Consider the following 24,186-nt stretch of genomic DNA (forward strand, 5'->3'; position numbering starts at 1 on the left):
CGTCGGCCGTCTCCCACGGTCTCAGCTGGACTCGCGTCGCACCACCGAAGCCCCGAGCACCTTGTGGGCCTCGGGTGCGCCCGCGTGGTCGCGCACCGCGCGGTCGACCAGCTCGGCCAGCTCACGGCCGGAGGGCAGTTCGAGGTGGACGGTGCTCAGCCGGGGCCGCAGCAGCCGGCCCAGCATGAGGTTGTCCGCGCCGACGACGGCGACCTCCTCGGGGATGCGGATGCCCTCGTCCTGCAGCGCGCGCATGAGCAGCATGGCGTACTCGTCGTTGTACGTGAACACGGCGTCGAGGCCGAGATCGCGCCAGCGGGCGGCGAGCCGGGCCGCGGCGCCCTCGTCGTAGGCCAGTGGCAGCTCGGTGACCGTGGCGTCGGTGCCCTCCACCGCGGCGCGTACGCCCGCCAGCCGGGGCGTGGAGAAGGTCTCAAGACCGGGCTCGCGGGGGACGACCACGCCGATCCGGCGGCGGCCACGGTCGAACAGGTGGGCGCCGGCGCTGTGGCCGACGACGTCGTGGTCCATGAGCAGGGCGTGCGCGCCCTCGACGGTCTCCGGGCCGAGGGTGACGACGGCCCGCGCCCCGGAGCGTTTGAGCACCTCGACGCCGCGCGGGCCGAGGCCGGAGCCGGGGACCAGGACGGCGACGGGCCGCAGTTCCGCCCAGGAGGGGGCGGCCTCGTCGTCGTGCAGGCCGACGGTGCCGTACTGCACGACCGTGTAGTCGAGGCGGCCGAGGGCGCTCTGCAGGTCGTTGATGAACTGGCTGTAGAGGGGGCCGACGGGGAAGGCCGGCGCGGGCATCAGGACCATACGGCTGTGCCCGGCGCGCAGGCTGCGGGCCGCGGCGTGCGGCACGTATCCGAGTTCTCGCGCGGCTTCGCGGACCCGGCGCCGGGTGGGTTCGCTGATCCGGACGGCCCCGGCGTTGTTCAGGACGTAGGAGACGGTCGCGCGCGAGACGCCGGCCAGGCGGGCCACATCGGCGCTCGTGGGGACGGAGCGCGTCGGTGCGGGGGGCGCGGACGCGGGCGGGTTCGATATCTGCACCATGACGTACCGCATCCTTGCAGAAGCCGTAACGGGTTTGTCAGCGGGGTGAGTTGAGACGCTCACCCGGTCTTCACGGGGGATGTCACCCGGTCGACGAGGTCGAGCCAGGCGGTCTCCAGCCGTTCCAGCGGCATGCCGCACTGCCGGATGAGGTGGTGGATCAGGGCGGGGTCGAGCTGGCCCATCAGCGTGTGGGCGAGCAGGTCGCAGTCCGCGTCCGGAACCGCCTCGCGCAGCAGCAGGACCACGTGGTGGCGCAGGACCTGGCGGGGCGGGCTGGTGAAGCGGCGCCCCGGCTCCGGCTCGGCGGCCAGTTGCAGCTCCAGCTCCTCGGCGGTCCGGCGGAGCGTGGCGAGGCCGAACGCCCGCAGCCGCTCGGCGGGGGGCGCGCCCGGGCCGAGCGGGGGCGGTCCGGTGAGGAAGGAGGCCTGGAACTTCTTCTCGGAGTGGTCGAGGAGCGCCGTGAGCAGTCCGGTGCGGTCGCCGAAGCGGCGGAAGACCGTTCCCTTGCCCACGCGGGCAGCCGCCGCCACCTCCTCCATGGTGATGCCCTCGGCCCCGCGCTCGGCGACGAGCCGGGCGGCCGCCTCCAGCAGCCTGGCGCGGTTGCGGGCGGCGTCGGCGCGCAGGCAGGGCTCCTCGGCGTCGGTGCCGACCTGGAGCAACTCCAGTGGCCCGACGGGCTCCTGCGGCGTCGGTACGGGCGGCGGGACGGCGGACATGAAGACAGGGTAAAGCACCGGGATGAAACTGGACCGCGGTCCGGTTAAAGTGCTACAACTACGAACCGGACCCCGGTCCGTTTCTATCGAAGCTTTCAGCCCTTCTGGAGTCTTTCCATGTCTGTTCGCATCCTCGCCCTCGTCGGCAGCCTTCGCGCGGGTTCGCACAACCGTCAGCTCGCCGAGACCGCGGTGAAGCTCGCTCCCTCGGGCGCCGACGTAACCCTCTACGAGGGGCTGGCGGAGATCCCGTTCTACAACGAGGACATCGACGTCGAGGGCACCGTCCCGGCCGCCGCCGTCAAGCTGCGCGAGGCCGCCGCGACCGCCGACGCGCTGCTGTTCTTCACGCCCGAGTACAACGGCACGATCCCGGCCGTCCTGAAGAACGCCATCGACTGGATGTCCCGCCCGCACGGCGCCGGTGCCCTCAGCGGCAAGCCGGTCGCCGTCGTCGGCACCGCCTACGGCCAGTACGGCGGCGTCTGGGCGCAGGACGAGGCGCGCAAGGCCGTCGGCATCGCCGGCGGCAAGGCGATCGAGGACATCAAGCTGTCCATCCCCGGCTCCGTGGTCCGCTTCGCGGAGACCCACCCGGCGGACGACAACGAGGTCGCCGAACAGCTGACGGAGGTCATCACCCGCCTGCACACGGTCGCCGCGCGGTCCTGAGAACAGCCTCTCCGGCGTGTGAGGGGGATCGGGGGTCCGGAGGCAGCGCTCCCGGACCCCCGCTCACCTCACGCGGCCGCCCGCGCGGACCCGCCGTCGCGGTGGATCGGCGCCGCCGACCCCGTCAGCGGGACGCCCGTCCCGCCGCGACGGGAGGCGACGATCTCCGCCGCGATGGACAGGGCCGTCTCCTCGGGCGTGCGGGCACCGAGGTCGAGCCCGATCGGCGAGCGCAGCCGGGACAGCTCCCGCTCCCCCACCCCCGCCTCCCGCAGCCGCCGCTCCCGGTCGGCATGCGTGCGCCGCGACCCCAGCGCACCCACGAACGCCACCGGCATCCCCAACGCGACCCGCAGCAGCGGAACGTCGAACTTCGCGTCGTGCGTGAGCACGCACAGCACCGTCCGCGCGTCGGTCCGCGTGCCGCGCAGATAGCGGTGCGGCCAGTCGACGACGACCTCGTCCGCCTCAGGGAAACGGTCCCGGGTCGTGAAGACCGCCCGGGCGTCGCACACCGTGACGTGGTAGCCGAGGAACTTCCCCGCCCGCACCAGCGCCGCCGCGAAGTCGATCGCCCCGAAGACGATCATGCGGGGCGGCGGCACCGACGTCTCGACGAACAGCGTCACCCCGCCGGGGCAGAACGCCCCTTCCTCCCCGACCGCGACCGTGCCGGTACGGCCCGCGTCCAGCAGGGCCCCGGCCTCGGCGGCCGCCGTCCTGTCCAGCTCGGCCGGCCCGCCCAGGCCGCCCCTCCAGGTACCGTCCGGCCGTACGAGGAGCGCCGCGCCGAGGCGGTCCGCCGGACCCTCGACGACCCGCACCAGAGCTCCGGGACCGCCCTCGTCCGCCACGGACAGCGCCGCGCCCAGCACCTGCCTGAACGGGGAAGGCGCCGGCACCGGGGTGACCATGATGTCGATGACGCCGCCGCAGGTCAGACCCACCGCGAAGGCGTCCTCGCCGCTGTAGCCGAAGCGTTCGACGCGGGTGCCGCCGTCCGCCAGGGCCCGCGCGCACAGGTCGTACACCGCGCCTTCCACACAGCCGCCGGAGACCGAGCCGATCACCGTGCCGTCCCGGTCGACGGCGTCCCGGCCCTCGACGCGGGTGTGCGGTGTGCCGACGGCAGGCGTCAAACTCGTGGCGCCGGTCGTGGCGGTGGTCATCGGGCGGCCTCCTCGGCGAGTTCGGACAGCACGGCCACCACGAGGTTGCGCATGAGTGTCACCTTGTATCCGTTGCGGGGCAGCGGCTCGGCGCCGCGAGTTCGGCGTCCGCGGCGGCGGCGAAGTACTCCGCTTCGGCCGGGGCACCACTGAGGACGCGTTCGGCGGCGTGGGCCCGCCAGGGGCGGGAGGCGACCGCACCGAAGGCGAGGCGGGCCTCGCGGACGACTCCGCCCGAGACGTCCAGGGCGGCGGCGACGGAGCCGATCGCGAAGGCGTAGGAGGCCCGTTCGCGGACCTTGCGGTAGCGGGAGCGGGCGGCGACGCGCGCCGGCGGCAGGGTGACGCCGGTGATCAGCGCGCCGGGCGGCAGGGCGGTCTCCCGGTGCGGGGTGTCACCGACGGGGCCCGGGCGTCACCTCGTCGTCAGGCGACCGCCGTGGGGGCCACGGTACGGAGTTCACGGAGCGCCGCGGCCACCGCGGGGCGGGTGTGGCCGCCCGTGCGGGTACAGGTCAGCAGCTTGCGGTGCGGGTCGCCCGCACAGCGCACGCGGGTGATCGGCAGATGCGGCGTCAGATGGGCCAGACGCGGGATCAGGGCCACGCCCAGGCCGTGGGCGACGAGATGGGCGGCGACGTTCCAGTCCAGGGCGTGATGGACGACGTCCGGGGAGAAGCCGGCCGCACCGCACGCGGACATCACATGCGGCCGGCAGGGGCTCTCCGGCACCGGAGCGATCCACGGCTCACGCGCCGCCTCGGCGAGGTCGACCCGCTCCGTACGGGCAAGCGCGTGCCCGGCCGGGACGACCAGGTCGAAGGGATCGTCCAGCAGCGGCCGCTGGTCGAACCGCGCGTCGCTCAGCGGCGGGTTGTGCGGCGTGGACTCCACCACGGCCAGATCCGTCGCCCCTTCGAACAGCAGGTCGAAGCTCTGCGGCACCCCCGCCTCCGCGATCCGCACCGACAGCCGCGGATGGCGCGCGCCCATCCGGGCGGCCATCGGCGCCAGCAGCACCGAGATCGCCACCGGGAACCCGGTGACCCTCAGCACCCCGGCCGGAGCGTCGTGATCGGCCCGCAGATCCAGCTCCGCCTGCTCCCAGCGCGCCTGGATGGCGTCGGCGTGTGCCAGCAGACTCTCCGCGGCCGGGGTCAGCCGCACCCCGCGTCCCTGCGGCTCCAGCAGCACGACGTCGAGGTCACGCGCGAGCTGGCGGATCTGCTGGGAGGCGGCGGACGGGGTGAAGTGCAGGGCGCGGGCCGCCGCGGTGACCGTTCCGTAGTGGGCGACCGCCCTCAGGACGTGCAGCCTGCGCAGATCAATCATGTAGGCAACGCTTCACGGTCAGGTGCACAAAGTCAACCTGGACGTGTAAGGACGTGAGGACGCACCCTGGATGTGTCGCGACAATCGACAAGCACCGAGGCGACTGAGTCCCAAGAGGAACGTCCCAAGAGGAACAAGGAGTCACCAATGACCAGCACCACCGGCGCCACGGGGACGACCGGCACCTTCTGCCCGTACTGCGGGTGGCCGGACGACGCCGAGCCGTTCCAGGTGGTCTCCCGGCACGGCACCGCGGCCGGCAGCACGGTGTGGACCCGGTGCGGCTGCGGCTCGCTCCAGGTGCGCTCCGTCGACGGACGCGGCGCCCGCATCGTCTCCCGCAGCCGCCCCGCCGACGCTCCCTGGAGCGGGGCCGGCCGGTGAACGCACGGGGCGGCCGTTGACAGACCGTCCGCCCCGGCGGTACTGATCGGGAACGGGGCCACGGGAGCAGGCAGGAGGCATGGACGTGCAGGAACTCCCGTTGTCCGGGGTGACGGTGGTCAGTGCCGAGCAGGCGGTGGCCGCCCCCTACGCCACCCGTCAGCTCGCCGACCTCGGCGCCCGCGTGATCAAGCTGGAGCGGCCGGGCGAGGGCGACTTCGCCCGGCGCTACGACACCACCGTGCACGGCCACTCCAGCTACTTCGTGTGGCTCAACCGCTCCAAGGAGTCCCTCACCCTGGACCTCAAGGACCCGCGGGGCTGGGACATCCTGCACCAGCTCCTCCAGGACGCCGACGTCTTCGTGCAGAACCTCGCACCGGGCGCCGCCGGCCGGCTCGGCCTGGGGACCGGCGAGCTCACCCGCCGCCACCCGAGGCTGATCCCCTGCACGGTCTCCGGTTACGGCACGAGCGGGCCGTGGGCCGACCGCAAGGCGTACGACCTGCTGGTGCAGTGCCAGACGGGCCTGGTGTCGCTGACCGGGACGGAGCGTGAGAGCGCCCGTACCGGCATCTCCGTCGCCGACATCGCCGCCGGGATGTACGCGTACAGCGGTGTGCTCACCGCCCTCTACACCCGCGCGACCACCGGCACGGTCCGCCCCGTGGAGGTGTCCCTGTTCGAGGCGCTGGCCGAGTGGATGGGCCAGCCCGCCTACTACACCCGCTACGGCGGCAGCCAGCCCCCGCGGCTGGGCACCCAGCACGCCACCATCGCCCCGTACGGGACCTACCGGGCCGCCGACGGCCACGAGGTGCTGTTCTCCATCCAGAACGAGCGCGAGTGGGCGGCCCTGTGCACGGAGTTCCTCGGACGGCCCGAGCTCACCGACGATCCGCGGTTCGCGACCGGCTCGGACCGGGTGGCGCACCGGGAGGAGCTGAACCTGATCATCGCGGAGCGTTTCGCCCGCGACGACGCCGAGGAGCTGCTGAAGGACCTGGAGGCGATCGGCATCGCCTGCGCCGGTGTCAACGACATCCCCGCCTTCCTGGACCATCCGGTGCTCGCCGCGCGCGACCGCTGGCGCGAGGTGGAGGTGCCGGGTGCGACGGTGTCGGCGCTCATCCCGCCCGCCGACCTGGCGGGCCTGCCCGCACGTATGGACCCGGTCCCGGCCGTGGGCGAACACACCGAGGCGATCCTGACCGAACTCGGCCGCACCCCAGGCGAGATCGAGGCCCTGCGGGCGGACTCGGTGGTCTGAAGCGGACCCGTCGGGGCAGCATCGACCGCGCTGCGACGCAACGCGTCTCGCGACCGCCCTGTGCGGGGAGCCGACAGTCCGGTAGTCGCTTCGTCCGGGTCATCGTGAGGCAGCCGCACCTCGCCGGGCACGATCCGCCGCGGCACGCCCTCCGCCTGCCGGCCACCCGCCGGCTCCCCGGTCCCCGGCTGCGGGGACGCCGGTCCCGGCGGGCGACGTCCTGCGCGACGCGCACGCTGGACCGCCCGGACCGGCGCGCGGCCGGCCCCTGTCGCCCCTCCCGCTCCCTCGGCGCCGGGCCCTTCCCACCCCGGGCCAGTCCGAGGGCGCCGTCCCCACGGGGCACTACATCTAGGGCTGCCGCTGGTGCAGGGCTTCCAGGACGTCCTCGTCCGTCAGCTGGTCGAACTCCGCGTACCACTGGCCGACGGCCATGAACGCGGCGGGCTCGTGCAGGCACACCACCTCGTCGGCCTCGGCGCGCATGTGCGCCACGCCCTCGGGCGCGCCGACGGGCACCGCCAGCAGGAGCCGGCCGGGTCCCTGTGCGCGCAGGGAGCGCAGGGCGGCGCGGGCGGTGGAGCCGGTGGCCAGTCCGTCGTCGACGACGATCACGGAGCGGCCGCGCAGGTCCGGAGCGGGCCGGCCCCGGCGGTAGAGCTGTTCGCGGCGGCGCAGTTCGGCGCGCTCGCGTTCGACGACGGGCGCGAGGTCGGACTCGGTCAGGCCCAGCCGCCGCAGGGCGTCCTCGTCGAACAGCGGCACCCCGTCACCGGCCATCGCGCCGACCCCGTACTCCTCGTGGAAGGGGGCGCCGATCTTCCGTACGACGAGGACGTCGAGCGGAGCGTCCAGGGCGCGGGCGACCTCGGCGGCCACGGCGGCACCGCCGCGCGGCAGGGCCAGCACGACCGGGTCCGGCAGGGCGCCCTCGTCCTGCCTCTGCCGCAGTCGTGCCGCCAGTTCGCGGCCGGCCTCCCGGCGATCACGGAACCGCATGGCGGATGCCTCCCTCCGCACGGCGACGGCACCTCAGCACCTGATACGCACCCCACGTACCCGCTCCCCGGCGCCCGAAGCACGGCCGGGGGCATGGGTCCCCGGGGCTCGGGCAGTCGGGGGGCATGGTCGGTGACACGGGCGACTACGGGCAGGCGCGGCGCCCCGACGAGAGCGGGCACCGCGCGGTGGCGCGGGACGACGAGGTCCGGATCGAGGCGTGGGCGGCGAGCCGGGAGCACTGTCTGGCGGAGGCGGTGTCGGCGATGGTGGAGTCCTTCGCCGACGTCTCCGGGGTCCGGCCGACCGGTGTGGCGCGCATCCGTCTCGACGCGGCCAGCGACGACGATCTGCTGGCCGCGCTGCTGGACGAGATCCTTTACCGGCTGGATGTGTACGGTCAGGTCCCGGTGGACGTGGAGGCGGACGAGGCGGAGGGCGGCCTCGATGTGCGCCTGGCGGTCGCCGGCCTGTCCCAGGTCCGCCTCACCGGTGCCGCGCCGGCGGCGGTGACCTGGGAGGACCTGCATGTCACCCCCGGACCGTGCGGATGGTCCTGCGCGATCACCATGGACGCCTGACCCCTCCGTCCCGCCGGGGCCCCCTCGGGCCCGCGCTCAGTGGGTGGGGGACGCCGTGCTGATGTCCGCGAGGGCGGAGTGCGGGTCCTCCGTGGCGGCGAGGTCACCGAGGCTGACCATGCCCACCGGACAGCCCCCGCGTTCGACCACGGGCAGCCGGCGGACGGCGTGCCGGCGCATCAGCTCGACGGCCCGGTCGGTGGTGTCCTCGGGGTCGAGGGTCACCAGGGGCGGGCGGGTGCACAGCGCACCGACCGTCGTGACCTCGGAGTCGTGCCCCTCGGCGACGCCCCGCAGCACGATGTCGCGGTCGGTGAGCACACCGAAGAGATCGCAGTCGTACGCGACCAGGACGTCGCCGATGTCGTGCTCGCGCATCAGGCGCGCCGCCCGCGCCACCGTGGTCATGGGCTCGACGGACGCGGTGTCCGCGGACATCACGTCCCGTATCCGCCTGGTCATGGCACCTCCAGGGTCCGGGTGACCGGCCTGATTTCCGTGTGCGCCGCGTAGCCCGCGGCGCACACCTCAAACCGGCGTCCGCCCGGTCCGCCGGGGGCGGTCAGACGGCCCCGGGGACCTCTTCGGTGACCCCGTTGAGCGGGGAGTCCGGGTCGGTGCCGTAGGGGCGGGTGATCGCCTCGAGACCGTGGCCGGCCGGATCGCGGAAGTACACGCCGCGCCCGCCGTCGTTGCGGTTGATGCGGCGGGGGTGCTGTCCGTGCGGGTCGGCCTGGATGGGGACCCCGGCGTCCACGAGCCGGGCGAGAACCGCGTCGAACTCCTCCTCGGAGACGAGGAACGCGTAGTGCTGTACCGGGATGTCGATGTCGACGGCCGCGAAGTCCAGGGTGACGCCGTTGGCGGTGGTCACCGGGAGGAACATCCCGGTGGGTTCGCCGACCTCGAGGCCGAGGATCCCGGCGAGGAAGTGGGCGGACTTCTCCCGGTCACGGGAGAGAACGATCGTGTGGTTGAACTCGACTGACAAGGCAATGCCTCCACGGGCATCCGCGGCGCCTCCATGCCTCACCCGGCCGGTGACCGGCACGCGATGCCGCGCCGTCGAGCGTAGACAGGGCGGTGGAACCCTGTCGAGCCGAGAACCGGCCGCCCGGCCTGTTCTCGGCCGTTCGGTGCTGTGCGATCGCGAAGTCCGTCGCCGTGAAGGGCGGAGAGCCGGTCAGCGCGGGGTGCCGCCCCGGCCGCCCTCCGCCTCGACGGCCTCGTCCACCCGGCCCGCCGCCCAGGCCAGGAACTCCCCCACCTCCTCCCCCGGCAGGGCGAGCGCCGACTCCCGGGGGCGTTCGAAGCTGCGCAGCGCCTCGGTGAGCAGCGGCGCGAAGTACGTCTCGGAGGCGGCGACGATCCCGGCCGCCCTGCGCTTGGGGAACCAGTGCCCCGTACGGCAGTACACGACGGAGCGGCAGCCGTTGAGGACGCGGTTGTCGGCCGAGTGGCCCTCGCCCTGGGCGTGCTCCCGTACGGAGGCGCGGAGCGCGGTGAGGACGGCGGACCGCCGGGGCGCGGCGATCACCTCGCGGGGCGGCGCGCCGTACAGCGGGAGGCCGGCCTGGTGGGCGATGGAGCGGTCGAGGACGTACCAGAAGGCGTGGGACTCCCGGGCGTCGTGGCTGACCCGCTCGGGCAGGGACGGCCCGGTGTTGAGGTCCATGAGGTATCCGGCCGCGTCGGACGGACGGGCGGCGAACCCGGCGGGATACACCACCAGTTCCAGCCCGGCGGCGGGGCAGTCCAGGGCGGCGTGGGTGAGGTTCCGGGCCAGGCCGGGCAGCGAACGGTGCGGCAGGGAGTCGTCCACCACGACCGTCACGTCGATGTCGCTGCGTCCGTGGCGGTAGTCGCCGAGGGCGAGGGATCCGACGGCCAGGACGCTCACCAGGTGCGGGCCGCAGGCCGCGCGGGTGCGGCGGACCAGTTCGTCCAGGTAGGGGCGGAGCACGGGCGGGACGGACGTACGGCTCATGGGGACAGTGTCGGGCCTCGGCCGGGCACGCGGGTGTCAGTTCCAGAGGTCGTCGCTGTCGCACACGCGCGCGCCCATGTTGCGTTCCATCATCCGCAGGGCCGCGTCCGCGAGGTCGGCGTGCATGTGGGCGACCGCGTCGCGCGGGACGACCACGTCGAGGTGCCTGATGTGCGCGTCGAGCGAGGAGTACAGGACGCACTGCTCCGTCACCTGGCCGCACAGCACCAGCCGGTCGATGCCCTGCTGGGCGAGCAGATAGCCCAGCGGGGTCTCGAAGAAGATCGAGTGCCGGGCCTTGACGACGAAGAGGGAGGAGTCGTCCGGCCGCAGCGGCTCCACGAGGCGCGCGTGCGGTCCCGCCAGCGCCTTGTCGAGCAGTTCCCCGTGGTGGGAGCGCCACTCACCGAAGTTGTCGTTGACGTAGACGACCGGGACGTCCTTGCGCCGTGCCCGTTCCAGCAGGGCGGAGACGACCGGGACGACCGCCTCGGCGGACGGCAGCAGGAGTTCGGCGTCGGGGTGGTCGTAGGTGTTGATCATGTCGATGACGATCAGCGCGGTCTTGCCCATGCCACCAGGGTTCCACCTGCAAAGGCGGGTCAGACATGGCGGCGCGGTACTTGACAGAAGACCTCTCGCGTCACAGCCTTTGGCAACGTTGTCATACTGTTCGGCACGACGGGCGGGCGAGGCCGGTTCGGGCGCGTGCCGCCGCTGCTTTCCGATGGGACACCACGCTCATGAAGGAACCACCAACGGGCGATCCGCAGTCGGTCGCGGTCGACCTGCGGGCCGTGTGCGGGATCGACTGGATCCGCCTCACCTTCGAGGGCGACGCGAGCGACCCGCTGTTCGCCCCGCCCGCCGCGGGCCACCCGCACGGCGGCACGACCGCCAGGCCGGTCCGGTCGAGCTATCCGCTCGAGTTCGTCGTCGAGGTCAGCCCCGAGCGGGCGGAGTGGACGAGCGTCTACCACACCATCGCCGGGACCGGAGGGGTGGTGAACATCCAGCCGGCCCACCCGGTCCGGGGCCGCTGGGTGCGGCTGACGTCCCTGCGCCGCTCCAGCTCCCACCCGCTCGGGCTCAACGGATTCGAGGTGTACGGCAGCGCCGGCGACGGCCGCCCGGCCGGCGCCCTCCTCGGGGCGATGCCCGGCCGGGTCGGGCTGCCGGGCCCGGTCGACGCGCTCGCGGGACGGCGCGGGCCGGCCGGCCCCGGTGACGCGCTCGCGGGACGGCGCGGGCCCACCGGCTCCGTGGACGAGCTCGCGGGACGGCGCGGGCCCACCGGCCCGGTGGCCATCAGGGCCGTCCGGCCCTAGCCCCGGCGGGTGCGGTCGCCGACGATGGACGAATGATCCACAGCGATGGCTTCCGTGTGCTCGACCGGCAGGAGTGCCTGCGCCTGCTGGCCATGGCACCGGTCGGCCGGGTCGTCTACACCCGGCAAGCGCTGCCCGCGGTCCTGCCGGTCAACTTCTCCCTGGACACGGACTCCGCCGTGGTGCTGCGCACCTCGGCCGCGTCCGATCTGCTGCGGGCGATCGACGGCGTGGTGGTCGCCTTCGAGGCCGACGACTTCCACCCCGGGCGCCGGGCCGGCTGGAGCGTGGTCGTCACCGGCCGCGCGGCCGTGGTCACCGATCCGGCGGAGCACGAGCGTCTGCTGCGGACCGGCCCCCGGTCCTGGATGCCCATGCGGGACGGCGTGTTCGTCCGGATCGACGCCGAGATGGTGACGGGCCGCGAACTCACCGGCGTGCCCTGCTGATCCGCCGGCCGCGAGGGCTCCGGACGGCGTGCGGCGGGTGTGCCGTACGGTACGCGTGTGACCGCCTACAGCCCTGAGAACGCCCCGGGCCGCTACGGCCCCTCCGCCACCGTCGAGGCCGCGCCCCATGAGGTGGGCCGGGTGCGCACCGAGTACTCGCCCGAGCACGACGGCGATCCCGACCCCGGGGAGATCGTCTGGACCTGGGTGCCCTACGAGGAGAACGACGGCCGGGGCAAGGACCGTCCGGTGCTCGTCGTCGCCCGGGAGGCGGGCGGGACGTTCCTCGCGGTGCAGCTGTCCAGCAGGCGGCGCGAGGGCGACCGGGAGTGGGTGGCGATCGGCAGCGGGCCGTGGGACCGGTCGGGCCGCGACTCGTGGGTGGACGTGGCCCGGGTGCTGCGGCTGCACGAGGTGGGGATGCGGCGGGAGGCGTGCGCCCTGGACCGGATGCGGTTCAACCTCGTGCGTCAGCGGCTGCGGGAGCGGTACGGCTGGAGCTGACCGCCGGCGGGCCGGACGACAGAGGGGCGAACGCACGCTCGAAGGCGGCGCGGACCGCGCTGTCGTGGGTGCGGTCCAGGATGCCGAAGACGATGTGCGCGAAGGCCCCCGCGAAGCGCCCGCCCGGCTCCAGCAGTCCGCGGAACGCCGCCGCCACCTGAGCCGGGTCGTTGCGGAACACCCCGCAGCCCCAGGCGCCCAGGACCAGCCGCCGGTAGCCGTGGGCGGCCGCGGTCTCCAGCACCCGCTCGGCCCGTGTCCGCAGGGCCGCCGGCACCTGTGGCGCGCGCTCCGGCGCCGAGCGCAGGATCACGCCGGCGTTGGGAGCGGGCGAGGTGAGGAAACCGGCCGTGAACGGCTCGTCCATCAGGCGGCCGCGGTCGTCGCGGAAGACGGGCACGGCCGGTGAGTGGATCACCCGGTCCGAGTAGAACGGATCGCGGTGGGCGCGGTGGTGGTCGTAGAAGCCGGGGGCCCGCAGCAGACAGGTGTACAGCGCGGAGGAGCGGCACAGGGCCTCCTCCTGGGCCTGCGCGCCGTTGAGGTAGCCGCCGCCGGGGTTGCGGGCGGAGGCGAAGTTCAGGACGGCCACGGGGCCTTCGAGCCGGCGGGCGGCCCGCAGGCTGCTCTCCCCGGTGACCTCGAACCGGGTCTCCACCGGGCGCAAGGACGGGACCGGGACCGGGTCCGGCCCGAACATCCGCGTGCCGTCGGCCGCGGCCCCGATCGCCGCCGCGAGGGACACCTCGTGTCCGCCGGACGCACGGTAGGCCCCGGCCGCCACGATCTCCTCGGTCTCGCGGGCCATACCGCGCAGGCGCGCGCTCACGGCGCCACCCCCGTAGCCGCCGTGACCGCGCACCGCTCGTTCCCCCTCGTCGTGCTCACGCACGCATCGTGGGCGATGCTGGTGATGCCGCGCAACGGAGTTTCCGCCCCGTGGCGGACCGGGCGGCAGGCGGCGGGCGGCAGGGGCCCGGCGACAGGCCTGAGGAAAGGATGACCGAACCGGGACGTCACGCCAGGCACTCTTGTGCCGGGCGACGCGAGGGTTTTGGGTGGACGGGTTGCTGCCGGCCGGGAGGAACCTCCGGGCCGGCGACATGGTGGACTCCCCAGGAGGATCCCGACATGTCCGATTCGGCAGGCGGCTGTACCCAGCCGCACACCGCCGTCACAGAAGCCGAGGTGGACGCCCTGGTGCGGGGCATCTGCTTCAAGACCGGACCACCGCGCCGCACGGGCGTCGAGGTGGAATGGCTCGTCCACGAGCTGCGGGACCCGCGGCTCCCCGTGTCACCCGAACGGCTCGAAGCGGCCTACGCCGCTCTGCGCACCGTGCCCCTGAGGTCGGCGCTCACCGTTGAGCCCGGCGGCCAGCTGGAGCTGAGCTCGCCGCCCGCCGCCTCCCTGATGGAGTGCGTCGCCACCGTCTCCGCCGACCTGGACGCCGTCCGCGCGGTGCTGCGCCGGGACGGACTGGCCCTCGTGGGCCTCGGTCACGACCCCTGGCAGACCCCCCGCCGCTTTCTGCGCGAACCGCGCTACGACGCCATGGAGGCCTGTCTCGACCGCACCGGCCCCGCCGGCCGCGCCATGATGTGCACCTCCGCCTCCGTGCAGGTGTGCGTGGACGCCGGCTACGAGGAGCCCGGACCCCTCGGCCATGTGCGGCGCTGGTGGCTGGCGCACCAGCTGGGCGCGGTCCTGGTCGCCGTGTTCGCCAACTCCGCCATCGCCGGTGGCCGGCCCACCGGCTGGCTGTCCACCCGCCAGCTGCGCTGGGCGCAGATCGGCACCGGCCGGGCGGGCGGCCCCGTACTGGACGCCGACCCGCGCGCCGTCTGGGCCCGGCACGTGCTGGACGCGCCCGTGATGTGCGTGCGCGACGGGGACGGTCCGTGGCAGGTGCCCGAGGGGCTCACCTTCCGGGAGTGGACCCGGTCCCTGGTGCCGCGGCCGCCCACCCGGGAGGACCTCGACTACCACATGACCACGCTGTTCCCGCCGGTCAGACCGCGCGGCCATCTGGAGCTGCGCATGATCGACGCGCAGCCCGGAGACGACGGCTGGATCGTGCCGCTGGCCGTGACGGCGGCGCTGTTCGACGACCCCGAGGCCGCCGAGACCGCCTACCGGACGGTGAAGCCGCTGGCCGAGCGGACGCACGGCATGCCGGCCCCGCACAATCCGCTGTGGCGGGACGCGGCCCGGGTCGGACTGGCCGATCCGGAGCTGCGCGAGGTGGCCGCCGCCTGCTTCGAGGCGGCGCTGCGCGCACTCCCCCGGATCGGCGCGGCCACCGAGGTCGTCGACGCCGTCGCGGCGTACCGGGACCGCCATGTCGCCCGGGGCCGCTGCCCGGCCGACGACACGCTCGACGCGCTGCGGACGGCGGCCCGGGCCGCTGCCACCGCCCCCACGCACGGGAAGGACATCCCCTCATGACCGACCACGCCCTCGACGCCGGAGCCCTGCGCGAGCGCGCGGTCGCCTCGCTGATCACCGCACGGAACCGCACGACACTGCTCACGAGCTGTGTGGAGGATCCCGATCTGACCGCGCAGCACTCGCCGCTGATGTCGCCGCTGGTGTGGGACCTCGCCCACATCGGCAACCAGGAGGAGCAGTGGCTGCTGCGGGCCGTCGCCGGCCAGGAGGCGCTGCGGCCCGAGATCGACGGCCTGTACGACGCCTTCGAGCACCCGCGCGCACAGCGTCCGAGCCTGCCGCTGCTGCCGCCGGACGAGGCCCGCAGGTACGCCGCCGACGTGCGCGGCCGGGCCCTGGACGTGCTGGAGGCCACCGCGTTCGACGGAACGCGGCTGACGGAGGCGGGCTTCGCCTTCGGCATGATCGCCCAGCACGAGCAGCAGCACGACGAGACCATGCTCATCACCCATCAGCTGCGCCGGGGCCCGCGGGCCCTGACCGCGCCGGACCCGGGGCCGGCCCCGGTGTTCACGGGCCCGGCGGAGGTCCTCGTGCCGGGCGGCCCGTTCACCATGGGCACCTCGGACGAGCCCTGGGCGCTGGACAACGAACGGCCCGCGCACCGGCGGGAGGTGGCCCCCTTCCGCATCGACACCACACCGGTGACGAACGCCGCGTACCAGGCGTTCATCGAGGACGGCGGCTACGCCGAGCCCCGCTGGTGGACCGCCGAGGGCTGGGCCCACATCCGACGCAACTCGATCACCGCGCCGCTGTTCTGGCGCCGGGACGGCCGGCAGTGGCTGCGGCGCCGGTTCGGGGTCACCGAGGTGGTGCCGCCCGACGAGCCGGTGCTGCACGTGTGCTGGTACGAGGCCGACGCCTACGCCCGCTGGGCCGGGCGCCGGCTGCCCACCGAGGCGGAGTGGGAGAAGGCGGCCCGTCACGACCCGGCCGGTGACCGGTCGATGCGCTATCCCTGGGGCGACGCCGACCCCGGCCCCGAGCACGCCAACCTCGGCCAGCGGCACCTGCGTCCGGCACCCGCCGGGAGCTATCCGGCCGGTGAGTCGCCGCTCGGGGTGCGGCAGCTGATCGGTGACGTGTGGGAGTGGACGTCGAGCGACTTCGCGCCGTACCCGGGCTTTCGCGCGTTCCCGTACAAGGAGTACTCGGAGGTGTTCTTCGGTCCGCAGTACAAGGTGCTGCGCGGCGGTTCGTTCGCCGTCGACCCGGTGGCCTGCCGGGGCACCTTCCGCAACTGGGACCACCCGATCCGGCGGCAGATCTTCTCCGGGTTCCGCACCGCGCGCTCGGAGGCCGTCTGATGTGCCGTCATGTGGCCTATACGGGGCCCGAGGAGCCGCTCGGCGCACTGCTCGTGCGGCCGCCGCACGCCCTGTACCGGCAGTCCTGGGCCCCCCGCCGGCAGCGGTACGGCACGGTCAACGCCGACGGCTTCGGCGTCGGCTGGTACGCGGCCGGTGATCCGGTGCCCGCCCGCTACCGGCGGGCGGGGCCCGTCTGGGCGGACCTGTCGTTCGCGGACCTGGCCCGGGTCGTGCGCACCCGCGCGCTGCTCGCCGCCGTACGCGACGCGACGCTGTCCGGGGCCGATGCCGAGGCGGCGGCGGCCCCGTTCGCGGCCGGGACCTGGCTGTTCAGCCACAACGGGGCGGTGCCGGACTGGCCGGGTTCGCTCGCGCCGCTGGTGGCGGCCCTGTCCGCCGAGGACGTGCTGTCGCTGGAGGCCCGCAACGACTCGGCGTTCGTGTGGGCCCTGGTGCTGGCCCGGCTGCGGGCCGGTGACGACGAGGGCCAGGCCCTCGCCGACACGGTCGCGGAGGTCGCCGAGGCGGCCCCGGGGGCACGCCTCAACCTGCTGCTCACCAACGGCGACACGGTCACCGCGACCGCCTGGGGCGACACGCTGTGGTACCTCGCCCGGCCCGGCGGCGGCACCGTCGTGGCCTCCGAACCCTACGACGACGATCCGCACTGGTCGGAGGTCCCCGACCGGACCCTGCTCACGGCGAGCGGCACGGACGTCCTGCTGACCCCGCTCAAGGAGCCCGGCGACCCCCTGACGTCCGCCGGCGCGCCCGTACCTTCGAGGGAGCCCCGCACGTGAGTCCGTTCCGCCTCACCCGCACCCTGCCCGAGGACGCCACCGGCGCCGCCCTGCGCGCCGACGTCCGCGAGGGCCTGACGGGCAGCCCCAGGACGCTGCCGCCGAAGTGGTTCTACGACGCCCGGGGCAGCGAGCTGTTCGAGGAGATCACCGAGCTGCCCGAGTACTACCCGACCCGCGCCGAGCGGGAGATCCTGCGCGGCCGCGCCGGCGGGATCGCCGAGGCGTCCGGTGCCCGCACCCTGGTCGAACTGGGCTCGGGCTCCTCGGAGAAGACGCGGTATCTCCTCGACGCGCTCTCCGGCCTGCACACCTACGTTCCCGTCGACGTCAGCGAGAGCGCCCTGACGCAGGCCGGGCAGGCGCTGGCCGCCGAGCGGCCGGGCCTCGAGGTGCACGCGCTCATCGCCGACTTCACCGCCCGGCTGACGCTGCCGGAGGCCCCGGGGCCGCGGCTGGTGGCGTTCCTCGGGGGCACCATCGGCAATCTGCTGCCCGTCGAGCGGGCCGCGTTCCTCGCCTCCGTCCGCGCCCTGCTCGCCCCGGGCGACGCCCTGCTGCTGGGCACGGACCTGGTGAAGGACGAGCGGGTGCTGGTCCGGGCGTACGACGACGCGGCCGGGGTGACGGCCGCGTTCAACAAGAACGTCCTGCACGTCATCAACCGGGAGCTGGGCGCCGACTTCGATCCGGACGCCTTCGCCCATGTCGCGCTGTGGGATGCCCGCGAGGAGTGGATCGAGATGCGGCTGCGCTCCCGTACCGCGCAGACGGTGAAGATCCCCGCCCTGGAACTCGCCGTGGACTTCGCGGCGGGCGAGGATCTGCGCACCGAGGTGTCGGCGAAGTTCCGGCGGCAGGGAGTCCGTGAGGAACTCTCCGCCGCCGGACTGGAGCTCACCCGGTGGTGGACGGACCGGGAGGAGCGGTTCGCCCTGTCCCTGAGCGTCGCCCGCTGAGGCGGGCGGGCCCGTCAGAAGGCCAGGGCCTCGGTGATGCGGCGGGCGGCGCGCTCGGCCTCCGTGGCCGGGTCGGAGCCGGTGAGCACCTTGGTCATGTACTCCTTGATCGGGTTGTCCGCCTCGACCTCGCTCCACTGGGGGGTGATGGGGGTCGCCCGGCCCTGTGCGGCTCCGGCCGCCATGGCCTCGAGGCCCTCGTCCCCCGACACCGAGTCGGCGAGGCTCGTCTTGTTGGGGACGTAGTTCATCGTGCGCGCCAGCTCGGTGTTCCAGCGGGCGCCGGTGAGCGCGGCGACGACCTTCACCGCGTCGTCCCTGACGTCGGTCTTCGCCGGGACGACGAGGTCGGAGCCACCGGTGAAGACGGCGCCGGGCCGCTTGGCGGTCCGGCCCGGGAGGGGGAAGTAGCCCAGCTTGCCCTTCAGGGCCGGATTCGCCTTGGCGATCGCCTGTGCCAGTCCGGGGACTCCCACGATCTGGGCGACCTTGCCTTCGGCGAACACGCCTGCCTGCGGCGGGTGTTCCTCGTCGGAGTCGGCCGGTCCCTCGCCGAGCGCCTGGAGCCGGCGGTAGAAGTCCATGCCGCGCAGCGCGGCCTCGCTGTCGAGCGCGCCGCGCCAGGTGCCGTCATCCTCCGTGGCGAGCTCACCGCCCTCCTCCCAGATGAACCCGGCGAGGGTGTACCAGTCCTGCCCGGCCAGGTAGATGCCCTGGTTGCCGCCGCTGTTGAGCTTCTCGGTGACGGTGAGCCACTCGTCCTGGGTCTCCGGCGGGTCGGTGATGCCGGCGTCGCGGAAGAGGTCCTTGCGGTAGATGACGACGCGGTTGGCCGCGTACCAGGGGATGCCGTACTGCTGCGACCCCCACTGGCCGGGTTCGGCGAGGCCGGGGAGCCAGTCGTCGCGGCCCCAGTCGCGCAGGGACTCCAGGGTGAGGTCGAGCAGCCGGTCGCCCTCCGCGTACGTGGAGACCTGGGTGTTGCCGACCTCGATGACGTCGGGCCCCTCCGGTGCCTTGGTCTTCAGCGCCTTCTGCACCTTCTCGCCGATGCCGGTCCACTCCTGGATACGGATGTCGAGGTCGATCTCCGGGTGTTCGCTCTCGAAGTCCTCGGTGAAGCGGTCCAGATAGTCCTGCGATGCGCTGTTCTGCATTAACCAGACGGTGACCTTGCGTTGTTCCGCGGCGCTGTCGGACAGCATTCCGCAGCCGCTGAGCAGGGAGGCGGACACGCAGACGAGGGCGAGCAGACGGCGTCTCACGGGGACCTGTTTCTGTCTGGAGGGGCTGGACAGGGAGGGGCCCGACGTGGGGGGCGAGCGGACGCTCGGGCGGGTGATCAGCATCTTGGTATGTACCAATGCCCGGGGTCAAGCCGTCAGGCGAACGGTGCCGGCGCCTCGCGCTCCGCCGCGCGGTGGGGCACGGTGGAGTGACGTGTGACACAGGCGGTGCACCGTGCGCGGGCGTCCGCCGGGGAGAGGAGCAGCAGCATGTCGGACCACACCTACCGGGTCACGGAGATCGTCGGCACCTCGCCCGACGGCGTCGACAGGGCCGTACGCAACGGCATCGAGCGCGCGTCGCAGACGCTGCGCAATCTGGACTGGTTCGAGGTGACCCAGGTGCGCGGCCAGATCGAGGACGGGCGGATCGCGCACTGGCAGGTGGGGCTGAAGGTCGGCTTCCGTCTGGAGGGAACGGAGTGAGCCTGCCGGGGTCTCAGGTCCGTCCCTGGCGCTCCTGAGCGTCCTTCAACTCCCCGGAGGGGGCCGTCCAGCGGGCCTGGACGACGGTGAAACCGGCCCGCCGGGCGTCCAGACAGACCAGTTCGTCGTCGTCCACGAACACGCGGATCTCGCGGGTGCGCGCCAGGCGCCGCAGGATCGCCAGTTTGGTGTGCCGGGCGGGCCGCCGGTCGGCGTTGCCGCGCATGTACAGCTCCCCCTCGGGCAGCTCCTGGGCGGCGAGCCAGTCCACCGTGTCGCGCCGGCAGCGCTCGGGCCGCCCGGTGAGATAGACGATCTCGCACTCCCGCGCGTGGCGCCGCACCAGCGCGATGCCCTCATCGAGCGGGGGATCCTGCGGGGCGGCGGCGAAGAAGGCGTCCCAGTCGCGGGGCCTGCGCTCCAGGAACCTCTGCCGGTGCGCCGTGTCGGCGAGGGTGTTGTCGAGGTCGAACACGGCCAGGGGGCGCTCGTTGCGGTCGGTCACATCGTCACCTTAGACATCCGCCGGGCGGAATCCTGGGGGCCGCCGGGTGTTGAACCCGGTATGGGTTCCGTCATCTCCTCGGTCCGCTTCTCCGTCCTCGACCGCTCGCGCACACGTGAGGGGCACACCGCCCCCGAGGCGCTGCGCGACACCGTGAGCCTGGCGCGGGAGGTGGAGCGGCTCGGCTACCACCGGTTCTGGGTCTCCGAGCACCACGGGGTGCCGGGGGTCGCCGGTTCGGCACCGACCGTCCTCGCCGCGGCTGTCGCGGGGGCCACCCGGACCATCCGCGTGGGCACCGGCGGGGTGATGCTGCCCAATCACCGGCCGTTCGTGGTGGCCGAGCAGTTCGGGGTGCTGGAATCGCTGTTCCCGGGCCGTATCGACATGGGCCTGGGCCGCTCGGTGGGGTTCACCGACGGGGTGCGCAGGGCGCTGGGCCGCGACAAGGGCGACGCGGACGACTTCGCCGGCCAGCTCGAGGAGCTGCTGGGCTGGTTCCGGGGCGCCTCCCCCGCCGGGGTGCGCGCCCGGCCGTCCGAGGGCCTGACCGTGCCGCCGTTCGTGCTGGCCATGGGGGAGGGTGCCACGATCGCGGCCCGCGCGGGCCTGCCGATGGTCATCGGCGACCTTCGCGACCGCGACCGGATGCGGCGCGGCATCGACCGCTACCGCGAGATGTTCCGCCCCTCCGGGTGGGCCACCGAGCCGTACGTCGTCGTCTCCGGCACGGTCGCGGTGGCCGCCACGCGCGAAGAGGCCCGCCGGCTGCTGGTCCCGGAGGCGTGGTCGATGGCGTACTCCCGCACCCACGGCACCTTCCCGCCGCTGCCGCCCGCCGAGCGGGTCGAGGCACGCTCCATGACCCCCAGGGAGCGGGGCTTGTACGAGTCGGGGCTCACCGGGCAGCTCGCCGGCACCGAGGAGGAAGTGGCGCACGAGCTGGAGTCGCTGCTGAAGGACACGGACGCGCAGGAGGTGCTGGTCACCACCAGCACCTACGACCGGGAGGCGCTGCTGGACTCCTACCGGCGGCTCGCCGCGCTCGCGGGGCTCGGGGACGGCGCGACGCGCCGGTGACAGCGCACCGGCGCGTTCCCGCGGCCGCGAGGGGGGCGGGCGGTCTACTGCCTGCCCTTCCGGGGGCCCTCGCCCTTCTTCGGGGCGTCACGGCCCGGCCGTCCGGTGTCCTCGATCATCTCCGTCTCGGCCTCGATGCGCTCCTTGCGGACCTGTCCGCGCACCGTCTCCTGCGTCGCCTTCTCCTCCGTGGTCATCCTGACCCGCTCCACCGGGACCGTCTCGGTCCTCACGACGGGGCGCTCCTCGTGCAGGGTGACCTCGTACTCGTCCTCCGAGATGTCCGGGCCCGCCATGGCCTGGTCACGGTTGCTCTCCGTGATCGGCTCGCGCTCCACGCGCACTTCCTCGTGGCGCACGGGTACGGTCTCCTGGACCTCCTCGGTGACCACGTACTTGCGCAGCCTGGCCCGTCCGCTCTCACGCCGCTCCACGGAGACGTGCATCTGCTCCTCGGAGCGGGTCATGGCGTCGTCCCGCGGTCCCGTGCGGGCCTCGCCGCGGCGGCCCGCGGTACCGGCGGTTCCCGCCGCGCCGGCCGTGGCTGCGGTTCCTGCCGCGCCGGCTGTACCCGCGGTTCCCGCCCTGCCGGTGGTGCCCGGCGCGGCCCCTTCCCGGGAGGTGTCGCCCCGGCGCCCGGCCAGGCCGGCCGCTCCGGCTGCCCCTGCCGCTCCGGCCGCGCCCGCGGCACCCGCGCTGCCGGCGGTCCCGGTCGTGTCCGGGCTTCCGCCCTTGTCGTCCTCTCCCTGTTCGGCCAGGACCGAGTCCCAGTTGATGCCGTAGTACTCGTACAGGCGCTGCTCCTCGTCCACCGACAGGTGGCCGCCCGCGTCGATGTCCACGGTGGGGGCGTTCTTGATCTTTTCCTTGCGGTAGGGAACCTCGAGGTGGTCCTTGACCAGGGCGGCGTCACGGATGGGTACGAACGACTCGCTGGAACCGAACATGCCCGTTTTGACGGTCACCCACTCGGGGCGTCCGCTCGCGTCGTCGAGGAAGACGTGCTTCGCGTCGCCGATCTTGTTGCCGTCCCCGTCGTACACGGGGTGATCCAGGAGGATCGAGATCTCTTCGCGGGTGATCATCTTCCATCACCCTCCCTTCGGGGGTCACTCTCCTCCGGTTCTCCTGATCAGCTCACGGAAAACGGTACAAACGCCACAAAATACACTTAATTTTCCACAGTGCTCACTGACGGTCACCGCTCCCGTGGCCTGCTGCGGCCTCCGGCTGTGCCGCGCGGGCCAGCGCCCGGCGGTCGTGGTGCCGGCCGGGCGGGATGAGGGGCAGCACCTCGACCTCGGCGATCACGTCCCGGGCCGAGGCCACCCGCCGGAGCGAGGCGAACAGGGTGTCCTCCCCGACGAAGGCGGCCGCGGTGGCCGCCCCGCCGTCGCGGTTCCGGTAGCGGATGCGAACCGGCTGCACCGGGACCCCGGCGTCCAGGGCCGCCTGGAAGACCGCGCGGCGGAAGGTGCCCCGGGCCCTGCCGCACCAGGTGCTGCCCTCCGGGAACACCGCGACGGCCGCACCGCCGCGCAGGACGCCCGTGAGGGCGGCGACCGTGCCGGGCAGTGCGCGCAGCCGGTCGCGGTCGATGAACAGCGCGCCGCCGCGCGCGGCCAGCGCCCCGGCCACGGGCCAGCGCCGAATCTCGGACTTGGCCAGCATCCGGGCCGGACGCACCGCGGCGAGCAGCGGGACGTCCAGCCAGGAGATGTGGTTGGCGACGAGCAGCAGTCCGCCGGCGGGCGGGGCGGCGCCGGTGATCCGGAGCCGGACCCCCGCGGCCCGCACGACGCACCGGCACCATCCGCGCACCGCGGCCGAAGGGATCCACCGCCCGAACGGCAGCAGCACGATCCCGCCGAGCAGCAGCAGTCCGACCGCCGCCGGACGGAGCACGGCAGGCGCCGCGGCCGCCGCGGACGACGTGGCGTCCACACAGCGCCGCGGGGTGCAGGGCGCCGACGGCAGCCAGACGCTCATCCGGCGGGGACGAGCGAGAGGAAGTGCCGCAGATAGCGGGGGTCGACCCGGTCCATCGACAGCAGCACGTAGAGGTCGGCGACGCCGAAGTCCACGTCGTGCGCGGGCTCCCCGCAGACCCAGGCGCCGAGCCGGAGGTAGCCGCGCAGCAGGGCGGGCAGCTCGGCGGAGGCCGCCGGAGGTTCCTCGCTCCGCGGCCGCCAGGGCAGCAGCGGGCGCACCCGGTACTCCTCGGGCGCGAGGTGCCGGGCCCGCACCCGGCCCCAGGTGGCGGAGGCGAGCGCGCCCCCGTCGGCGAGCGGGACGGAGCAGCAGCCTGCCAGCCAGGTGTGACCGCGGTCGGCCATGTAGCGGGCGATGCCGGCCCAGATGAGTCCGATGACGGCGCCGTAGCGGTGGTCGGGGTGCACGCACGAGCGCCCGACCTCGACGAGGGACGGCCGCAGCGCGTGGAGTCCCGAGAGGTCGAACTCACCCTCGGCGTACAGCCGTCCCGCGATCGCGGCGCGCTCCGGCGGCAGCAGCCGGTACGTTCCGACGATCTGCCCGCTCACCTCCTCGCGCACGAGCAGGTGGTCGCAGTAGGCGTCGAAGGGGTCGGCGTCAAGACCCGGCCGGGAGCCGGACAGCAGGGCGCCCATCTCACCCGCGAAGACGTCGTACCGCAGCCGCTGGGCGGCGCGCACGTCCTCCTCGTCGCGGGCGAGGGCGACGGTGTAGCGGGCGGGGGCGGCGGGTTTCGGGGGGTGGTCGGCGGTCAGCACACCGGTCATGGCTCTCTCCTGGTCACGCGCCGGAGGGGGTGGGGACACCCCTGTTCTGCCGACCGGGGTTGGCGTGTGCGTGACCGGAGCCGGGAGCACGGATGTGGAATGGCTGAATCCCAGGAGCGACAGCGAGACGGGGCCGGAAGGAGCACCT

At 73.8% G+C, this 24,186-nt stretch carries 28 protein-coding genes and 1 pseudogene; 13 read left to right on the plus strand and 16 right to left on the minus strand.

Annotation, left to right across the window (positions count from 1 at the left end; genetic code table 11):
* Nucleotides 1-21: 21 nt before the first annotated feature.
* A complete protein-coding gene (locus tag AC5L3C_RS02315) occupies nucleotides 22-1,059 on the minus strand; it encodes a LacI family DNA-binding transcriptional regulator (RefSeq protein WP_493646559.1) in 1,038 nt (345 codons plus the stop codon).
* A 59-nt stretch (nucleotides 1,060-1,118) separates the two neighbouring features.
* Nucleotides 1,119-1,781 carry a TetR/AcrR family transcriptional regulator gene (locus tag AC5L3C_RS02320; protein ID WP_493646560.1) on the minus strand — a complete coding sequence of 221 codons (663 nt, stop codon included), beginning with the start codon at nucleotides 1,779-1,781 and terminating at the stop codon, nucleotides 1,119-1,121.
* Nucleotides 1,782-1,898: 117 nt separating this feature from the next.
* Between AC5L3C_RS02320 and AC5L3C_RS02325 the strand changes: the two genes are divergently transcribed.
* Nucleotides 1,899-2,453 (plus strand): NADPH-dependent FMN reductase, encoded by a 555-nt coding sequence (locus AC5L3C_RS02325; RefSeq protein WP_493646561.1) that lies wholly within the window; start codon nucleotides 1,899-1,901, stop codon nucleotides 2,451-2,453.
* Between the two features lie 68 nt (nucleotides 2,454-2,521).
* Here AC5L3C_RS02325 and AC5L3C_RS02330 read toward each other — a convergent pair whose 3' ends face one another.
* From AC5L3C_RS02330 to AC5L3C_RS02340, 3 genes and pseudogenes are all read right to left on the minus strand, one after another.
* A complete protein-coding gene (locus AC5L3C_RS02330; RefSeq protein ID WP_493646562.1) occupies nucleotides 2,522-3,622 on the minus strand; it encodes an XdhC family protein in 1,101 nt (366 codons plus the stop codon).
* A pseudogene (locus AC5L3C_RS02335) lies at nucleotides 3,619-4,028 on the minus strand (FAD binding domain-containing protein); the annotation flags it as partial. The pseudogene AC5L3C_RS02335 and the gene AC5L3C_RS02330, both read right to left, overlap by 4 nt.
* Before the next feature lie 20 nt (nucleotides 4,029-4,048).
* Entirely contained in the window at nucleotides 4,049-4,954 is a 906-nt protein-coding gene (locus AC5L3C_RS02340; protein WP_493646563.1) for a LysR family transcriptional regulator, read from the minus strand.
* Between the two features lie 147 nt (nucleotides 4,955-5,101).
* On the opposite strand from AC5L3C_RS02340, the gene AC5L3C_RS02345 reads away from it, so the two are divergent.
* Entirely contained in the window at nucleotides 5,102-5,338 is a 237-nt protein-coding gene (locus AC5L3C_RS02345) for a hypothetical protein (RefSeq protein WP_125502039.1), read from the plus strand.
* Between the two features lie 79 nt (nucleotides 5,339-5,417).
* Nucleotides 5,418-6,608, plus strand: coding sequence for a CaiB/BaiF CoA transferase family protein (locus AC5L3C_RS02350; RefSeq protein ID WP_493646564.1), 1,191 nt, complete (start codon nucleotides 5,418-5,420; stop codon nucleotides 6,606-6,608).
* Nucleotides 6,609-6,959: 351 nt separating this feature from the next.
* Here AC5L3C_RS02350 and AC5L3C_RS02355 read toward each other — a convergent pair whose 3' ends face one another.
* Entirely contained in the window at nucleotides 6,960-7,607 is a 648-nt protein-coding gene (locus tag AC5L3C_RS02355) for a phosphoribosyltransferase (protein WP_493646565.1), read from the minus strand.
* 125 nt (nucleotides 7,608-7,732) lie between these two features.
* Between AC5L3C_RS02355 and AC5L3C_RS02360 the strand changes: the two genes are divergently transcribed.
* The gene (locus AC5L3C_RS02360) at nucleotides 7,733-8,188 is read left to right on the plus strand and encodes an archease (protein WP_493646566.1); all 456 of its coding nucleotides are present in this window, start codon (nucleotides 7,733-7,735) and stop codon (nucleotides 8,186-8,188) included.
* Between the two features lie 36 nt (nucleotides 8,189-8,224).
* On the opposite strand, the gene AC5L3C_RS02365 is transcribed toward AC5L3C_RS02360, so the two are convergent.
* The 4 genes from AC5L3C_RS02365 to AC5L3C_RS02380 all read right to left on the minus strand — a co-directional run bounded on the left by AC5L3C_RS02365 (nucleotide 8,225) and on the right by AC5L3C_RS02380 (nucleotide 10,748).
* The gene (locus AC5L3C_RS02365) at nucleotides 8,225-8,650 is read right to left on the minus strand and encodes a CBS domain-containing protein (RefSeq protein ID WP_493646567.1); all 426 of its coding nucleotides are present in this window, start codon (nucleotides 8,648-8,650) and stop codon (nucleotides 8,225-8,227) included.
* A 100-nt stretch (nucleotides 8,651-8,750) separates the two neighbouring features.
* Nucleotides 8,751-9,179, minus strand: a complete 429-nt coding sequence (locus AC5L3C_RS02370; RefSeq protein WP_493646568.1) for a VOC family protein — start codon at nucleotides 9,177-9,179, stop codon at nucleotides 8,751-8,753.
* A gap of 192 nt (nucleotides 9,180-9,371) precedes the next feature.
* Nucleotides 9,372-10,175 carry a nucleotidyltransferase domain-containing protein gene (locus tag AC5L3C_RS02375; RefSeq protein ID WP_493646569.1) on the minus strand — a complete coding sequence of 268 codons (804 nt, stop codon included), beginning with the start codon at nucleotides 10,173-10,175 and terminating at the stop codon, nucleotides 9,372-9,374.
* A gap of 36 nt (nucleotides 10,176-10,211) precedes the next feature.
* On the minus strand, nucleotides 10,212-10,748 hold the full coding sequence (locus AC5L3C_RS02380) for a cysteine hydrolase family protein (protein WP_125502054.1): 537 nt from the start codon (nucleotides 10,746-10,748) through the stop codon (nucleotides 10,212-10,214).
* 170 nt (nucleotides 10,749-10,918) lie between these two features.
* On the opposite strand from AC5L3C_RS02380, the gene AC5L3C_RS02385 reads away from it, so the two are divergent.
* Genes AC5L3C_RS02385 through AC5L3C_RS02395 form a run of 3 tightly spaced genes read left to right on the plus strand, consistent with a single transcriptional unit; the run spans nucleotide 10,919 to nucleotide 12,456 of the window.
* The gene (locus AC5L3C_RS02385) at nucleotides 10,919-11,503 is read left to right on the plus strand and encodes a discoidin domain-containing protein (protein ID WP_493646570.1); all 585 of its coding nucleotides are present in this window, start codon (nucleotides 10,919-10,921) and stop codon (nucleotides 11,501-11,503) included.
* 32 nt (nucleotides 11,504-11,535) lie between these two features.
* Nucleotides 11,536-11,952 carry a pyridoxamine 5'-phosphate oxidase family protein gene (locus tag AC5L3C_RS02390; RefSeq protein ID WP_493646571.1) on the plus strand — a complete coding sequence of 139 codons (417 nt, stop codon included), beginning with the start codon at nucleotides 11,536-11,538 and terminating at the stop codon, nucleotides 11,950-11,952.
* Between the two features lie 57 nt (nucleotides 11,953-12,009).
* Entirely contained in the window at nucleotides 12,010-12,456 is a 447-nt protein-coding gene (locus tag AC5L3C_RS02395; protein ID WP_493646572.1) for a type II toxin-antitoxin system PemK/MazF family toxin, read from the plus strand.
* On the opposite strand, the gene AC5L3C_RS02400 is transcribed toward AC5L3C_RS02395, so the two are convergent.
* Complete coding sequence (locus tag AC5L3C_RS02400) at nucleotides 12,410-13,285, minus strand: TIGR02452 family protein (protein ID WP_493646573.1); 876 nt, start codon at nucleotides 13,283-13,285, stop codon at nucleotides 12,410-12,412. The genes AC5L3C_RS02395 and AC5L3C_RS02400 overlap by 47 nt on opposite strands.
* A 302-nt stretch (nucleotides 13,286-13,587) precedes the next feature.
* Between AC5L3C_RS02400 and egtA the strand changes: the two genes are divergently transcribed.
* Genes egtA through egtD form a run of 4 tightly spaced genes read left to right on the plus strand, consistent with a single transcriptional unit; the run spans nucleotide 13,588 to nucleotide 17,979 of the window.
* On the plus strand, nucleotides 13,588-14,904 hold the full coding sequence (gene egtA, locus AC5L3C_RS02405) for an ergothioneine biosynthesis glutamate--cysteine ligase EgtA (protein WP_493646574.1): 1,317 nt from the start codon (nucleotides 13,588-13,590) through the stop codon (nucleotides 14,902-14,904).
* On the plus strand, nucleotides 14,901-16,217 hold the full coding sequence (gene egtB / locus AC5L3C_RS02410) for an ergothioneine biosynthesis protein EgtB (protein ID WP_493646575.1): 1,317 nt from the start codon (nucleotides 14,901-14,903) through the stop codon (nucleotides 16,215-16,217). The genes egtA and egtB overlap by 4 nt, the downstream gene beginning before the upstream one ends.
* Nucleotides 16,217-17,020, plus strand: a complete 804-nt coding sequence (gene egtC, locus AC5L3C_RS02415) for an ergothioneine biosynthesis protein EgtC (protein ID WP_493646576.1) — start codon at nucleotides 16,217-16,219, stop codon at nucleotides 17,018-17,020. The genes egtB and egtC overlap by 1 nt, the downstream gene beginning before the upstream one ends.
* Complete coding sequence (gene egtD, locus AC5L3C_RS02420; protein WP_493646577.1) at nucleotides 17,017-17,979, plus strand: L-histidine N(alpha)-methyltransferase; 963 nt, start codon at nucleotides 17,017-17,019, stop codon at nucleotides 17,977-17,979. The genes egtC and egtD overlap by 4 nt, the downstream gene beginning before the upstream one ends.
* A gap of 14 nt (nucleotides 17,980-17,993) precedes the next feature.
* Here egtD and AC5L3C_RS02425 read toward each other — a convergent pair whose 3' ends face one another.
* Complete coding sequence (locus AC5L3C_RS02425; protein ID WP_493646578.1) at nucleotides 17,994-19,244, minus strand: extracellular solute-binding protein; 1,251 nt, start codon at nucleotides 19,242-19,244, stop codon at nucleotides 17,994-17,996.
* Between the two features lie 231 nt (nucleotides 19,245-19,475).
* On the opposite strand from AC5L3C_RS02425, the gene AC5L3C_RS02430 reads away from it, so the two are divergent.
* Nucleotides 19,476-19,691, plus strand: coding sequence for a dodecin (locus AC5L3C_RS02430; RefSeq protein WP_493646579.1), 216 nt, complete (start codon nucleotides 19,476-19,478; stop codon nucleotides 19,689-19,691).
* A gap of 13 nt (nucleotides 19,692-19,704) precedes the next feature.
* Here the strand turns inward: AC5L3C_RS02430 and AC5L3C_RS02435 are convergent, their stop codons facing one another.
* Entirely contained in the window at nucleotides 19,705-20,196 is a 492-nt protein-coding gene (locus AC5L3C_RS02435) for a phosphatase domain-containing protein (protein WP_493646580.1), read from the minus strand.
* Nucleotides 20,197-20,256: 60 nt separating this feature from the next.
* Between AC5L3C_RS02435 and AC5L3C_RS02440 the strand changes: the two genes are divergently transcribed.
* The gene (locus AC5L3C_RS02440; protein ID WP_493646581.1) at nucleotides 20,257-21,276 is read left to right on the plus strand and encodes an LLM class flavin-dependent oxidoreductase; all 1,020 of its coding nucleotides are present in this window, start codon (nucleotides 20,257-20,259) and stop codon (nucleotides 21,274-21,276) included.
* A gap of 44 nt (nucleotides 21,277-21,320) precedes the next feature.
* Here AC5L3C_RS02440 and AC5L3C_RS02445 read toward each other — a convergent pair whose 3' ends face one another.
* The 3 genes from AC5L3C_RS02445 to AC5L3C_RS02455 all read right to left on the minus strand — a co-directional run bounded on the left by AC5L3C_RS02445 (nucleotide 21,321) and on the right by AC5L3C_RS02455 (nucleotide 24,038).
* A complete protein-coding gene (locus tag AC5L3C_RS02445; RefSeq protein WP_493646582.1) occupies nucleotides 21,321-22,361 on the minus strand; it encodes a DUF2382 domain-containing protein in 1,041 nt (346 codons plus the stop codon).
* Nucleotides 22,362-22,464: 103 nt separating this feature from the next.
* The gene (locus tag AC5L3C_RS02450) at nucleotides 22,465-23,265 is read right to left on the minus strand and encodes a lysophospholipid acyltransferase family protein (RefSeq protein WP_493646583.1); all 801 of its coding nucleotides are present in this window, start codon (nucleotides 23,263-23,265) and stop codon (nucleotides 22,465-22,467) included.
* Nucleotides 23,262-24,038, minus strand: coding sequence for a GNAT family N-acetyltransferase (locus AC5L3C_RS02455; RefSeq protein ID WP_493646584.1), 777 nt, complete (start codon nucleotides 24,036-24,038; stop codon nucleotides 23,262-23,264). Before AC5L3C_RS02455 ends, AC5L3C_RS02450 begins: the two co-directional genes overlap by 4 nt.
* Nucleotides 24,039-24,186 lie beyond the last annotated feature (148 nt).

It is taken from the genome of Streptomyces speibonae, from assembly GCF_984686075.1.

What these genes read in the sequence shown, in the direction of transcription:
- AC5L3C_RS02315 (WP_493646559.1), bottom strand. Translation starts at nt 1,059, where the DNA reads ATGGTGCAGATATCGAACCCGCCCGCGTCCGCGCCCCCCGCACCGACG.
- AC5L3C_RS02320 (WP_493646560.1), bottom strand. Translation starts at nt 1,781, where the DNA reads ATGTCCGCCGTCCCGCCGCCCGTACCGACGCCGCAGGAGCCCGTCGGG.
- AC5L3C_RS02325 (WP_493646561.1), top strand. Translation starts at nt 1,899, where the DNA reads ATGTCTGTTCGCATCCTCGCCCTCGTCGGCAGCCTTCGCGCGGGTTCG.
- AC5L3C_RS02330 (WP_493646562.1), bottom strand. Translation starts at nt 3,622, where the DNA reads ATGACCACCGCCACGACCGGCGCCACGAGTTTGACGCCTGCCGTCGGC.
- AC5L3C_RS02340 (WP_493646563.1), bottom strand. Translation starts at nt 4,954, where the DNA reads ATGATTGATCTGCGCAGGCTGCACGTCCTGAGGGCGGTCGCCCACTAC.
- AC5L3C_RS02345 (WP_125502039.1), top strand. Translation starts at nt 5,102, where the DNA reads ATGACCAGCACCACCGGCGCCACGGGGACGACCGGCACCTTCTGCCCG.
- AC5L3C_RS02350 (WP_493646564.1), top strand. Translation starts at nt 5,418, where the DNA reads ATGGACGTGCAGGAACTCCCGTTGTCCGGGGTGACGGTGGTCAGTGCC.
- AC5L3C_RS02355 (WP_493646565.1), bottom strand. Translation starts at nt 7,607, where the DNA reads ATGCGGTTCCGTGATCGCCGGGAGGCCGGCCGCGAACTGGCGGCACGA.
- AC5L3C_RS02360 (WP_493646566.1), top strand. Translation starts at nt 7,733, where the DNA reads ATGGTCGGTGACACGGGCGACTACGGGCAGGCGCGGCGCCCCGACGAG.
- AC5L3C_RS02365 (WP_493646567.1), bottom strand. Translation starts at nt 8,650, where the DNA reads ATGACCAGGCGGATACGGGACGTGATGTCCGCGGACACCGCGTCCGTC.
- AC5L3C_RS02375 (WP_493646569.1), bottom strand. Translation starts at nt 10,175, where the DNA reads ATGAGCCGTACGTCCGTCCCGCCCGTGCTCCGCCCCTACCTGGACGAA.
- AC5L3C_RS02380 (WP_125502054.1), bottom strand. Translation starts at nt 10,748, where the DNA reads ATGGGCAAGACCGCGCTGATCGTCATCGACATGATCAACACCTACGAC.
- AC5L3C_RS02385 (WP_493646570.1), top strand. Translation starts at nt 10,919, where the DNA reads ATGAAGGAACCACCAACGGGCGATCCGCAGTCGGTCGCGGTCGACCTG.
- AC5L3C_RS02390 (WP_493646571.1), top strand. Translation starts at nt 11,536, where the DNA reads ATGATCCACAGCGATGGCTTCCGTGTGCTCGACCGGCAGGAGTGCCTG.
- egtA (WP_493646574.1), top strand. Translation starts at nt 13,588, where the DNA reads ATGTCCGATTCGGCAGGCGGCTGTACCCAGCCGCACACCGCCGTCACA.
- egtB (WP_493646575.1), top strand. Translation starts at nt 14,901, where the DNA reads ATGACCGACCACGCCCTCGACGCCGGAGCCCTGCGCGAGCGCGCGGTC.
- egtC (WP_493646576.1), top strand. Translation starts at nt 16,217, where the DNA reads ATGTGCCGTCATGTGGCCTATACGGGGCCCGAGGAGCCGCTCGGCGCA.
- AC5L3C_RS02430 (WP_493646579.1), top strand. Translation starts at nt 19,476, where the DNA reads ATGTCGGACCACACCTACCGGGTCACGGAGATCGTCGGCACCTCGCCC.
- AC5L3C_RS02440 (WP_493646581.1), top strand. Translation starts at nt 20,257, where the DNA reads ATGGGTTCCGTCATCTCCTCGGTCCGCTTCTCCGTCCTCGACCGCTCG.
- AC5L3C_RS02445 (WP_493646582.1), bottom strand. Translation starts at nt 22,361, where the DNA reads ATGATCACCCGCGAAGAGATCTCGATCCTCCTGGATCACCCCGTGTAC.
- AC5L3C_RS02450 (WP_493646583.1), bottom strand. Translation starts at nt 23,265, where the DNA reads ATGAGCGTCTGGCTGCCGTCGGCGCCCTGCACCCCGCGGCGCTGTGTG.
- AC5L3C_RS02455 (WP_493646584.1), bottom strand. Translation starts at nt 24,038, where the DNA reads ATGACCGGTGTGCTGACCGCCGACCACCCCCCGAAACCCGCCGCCCCC.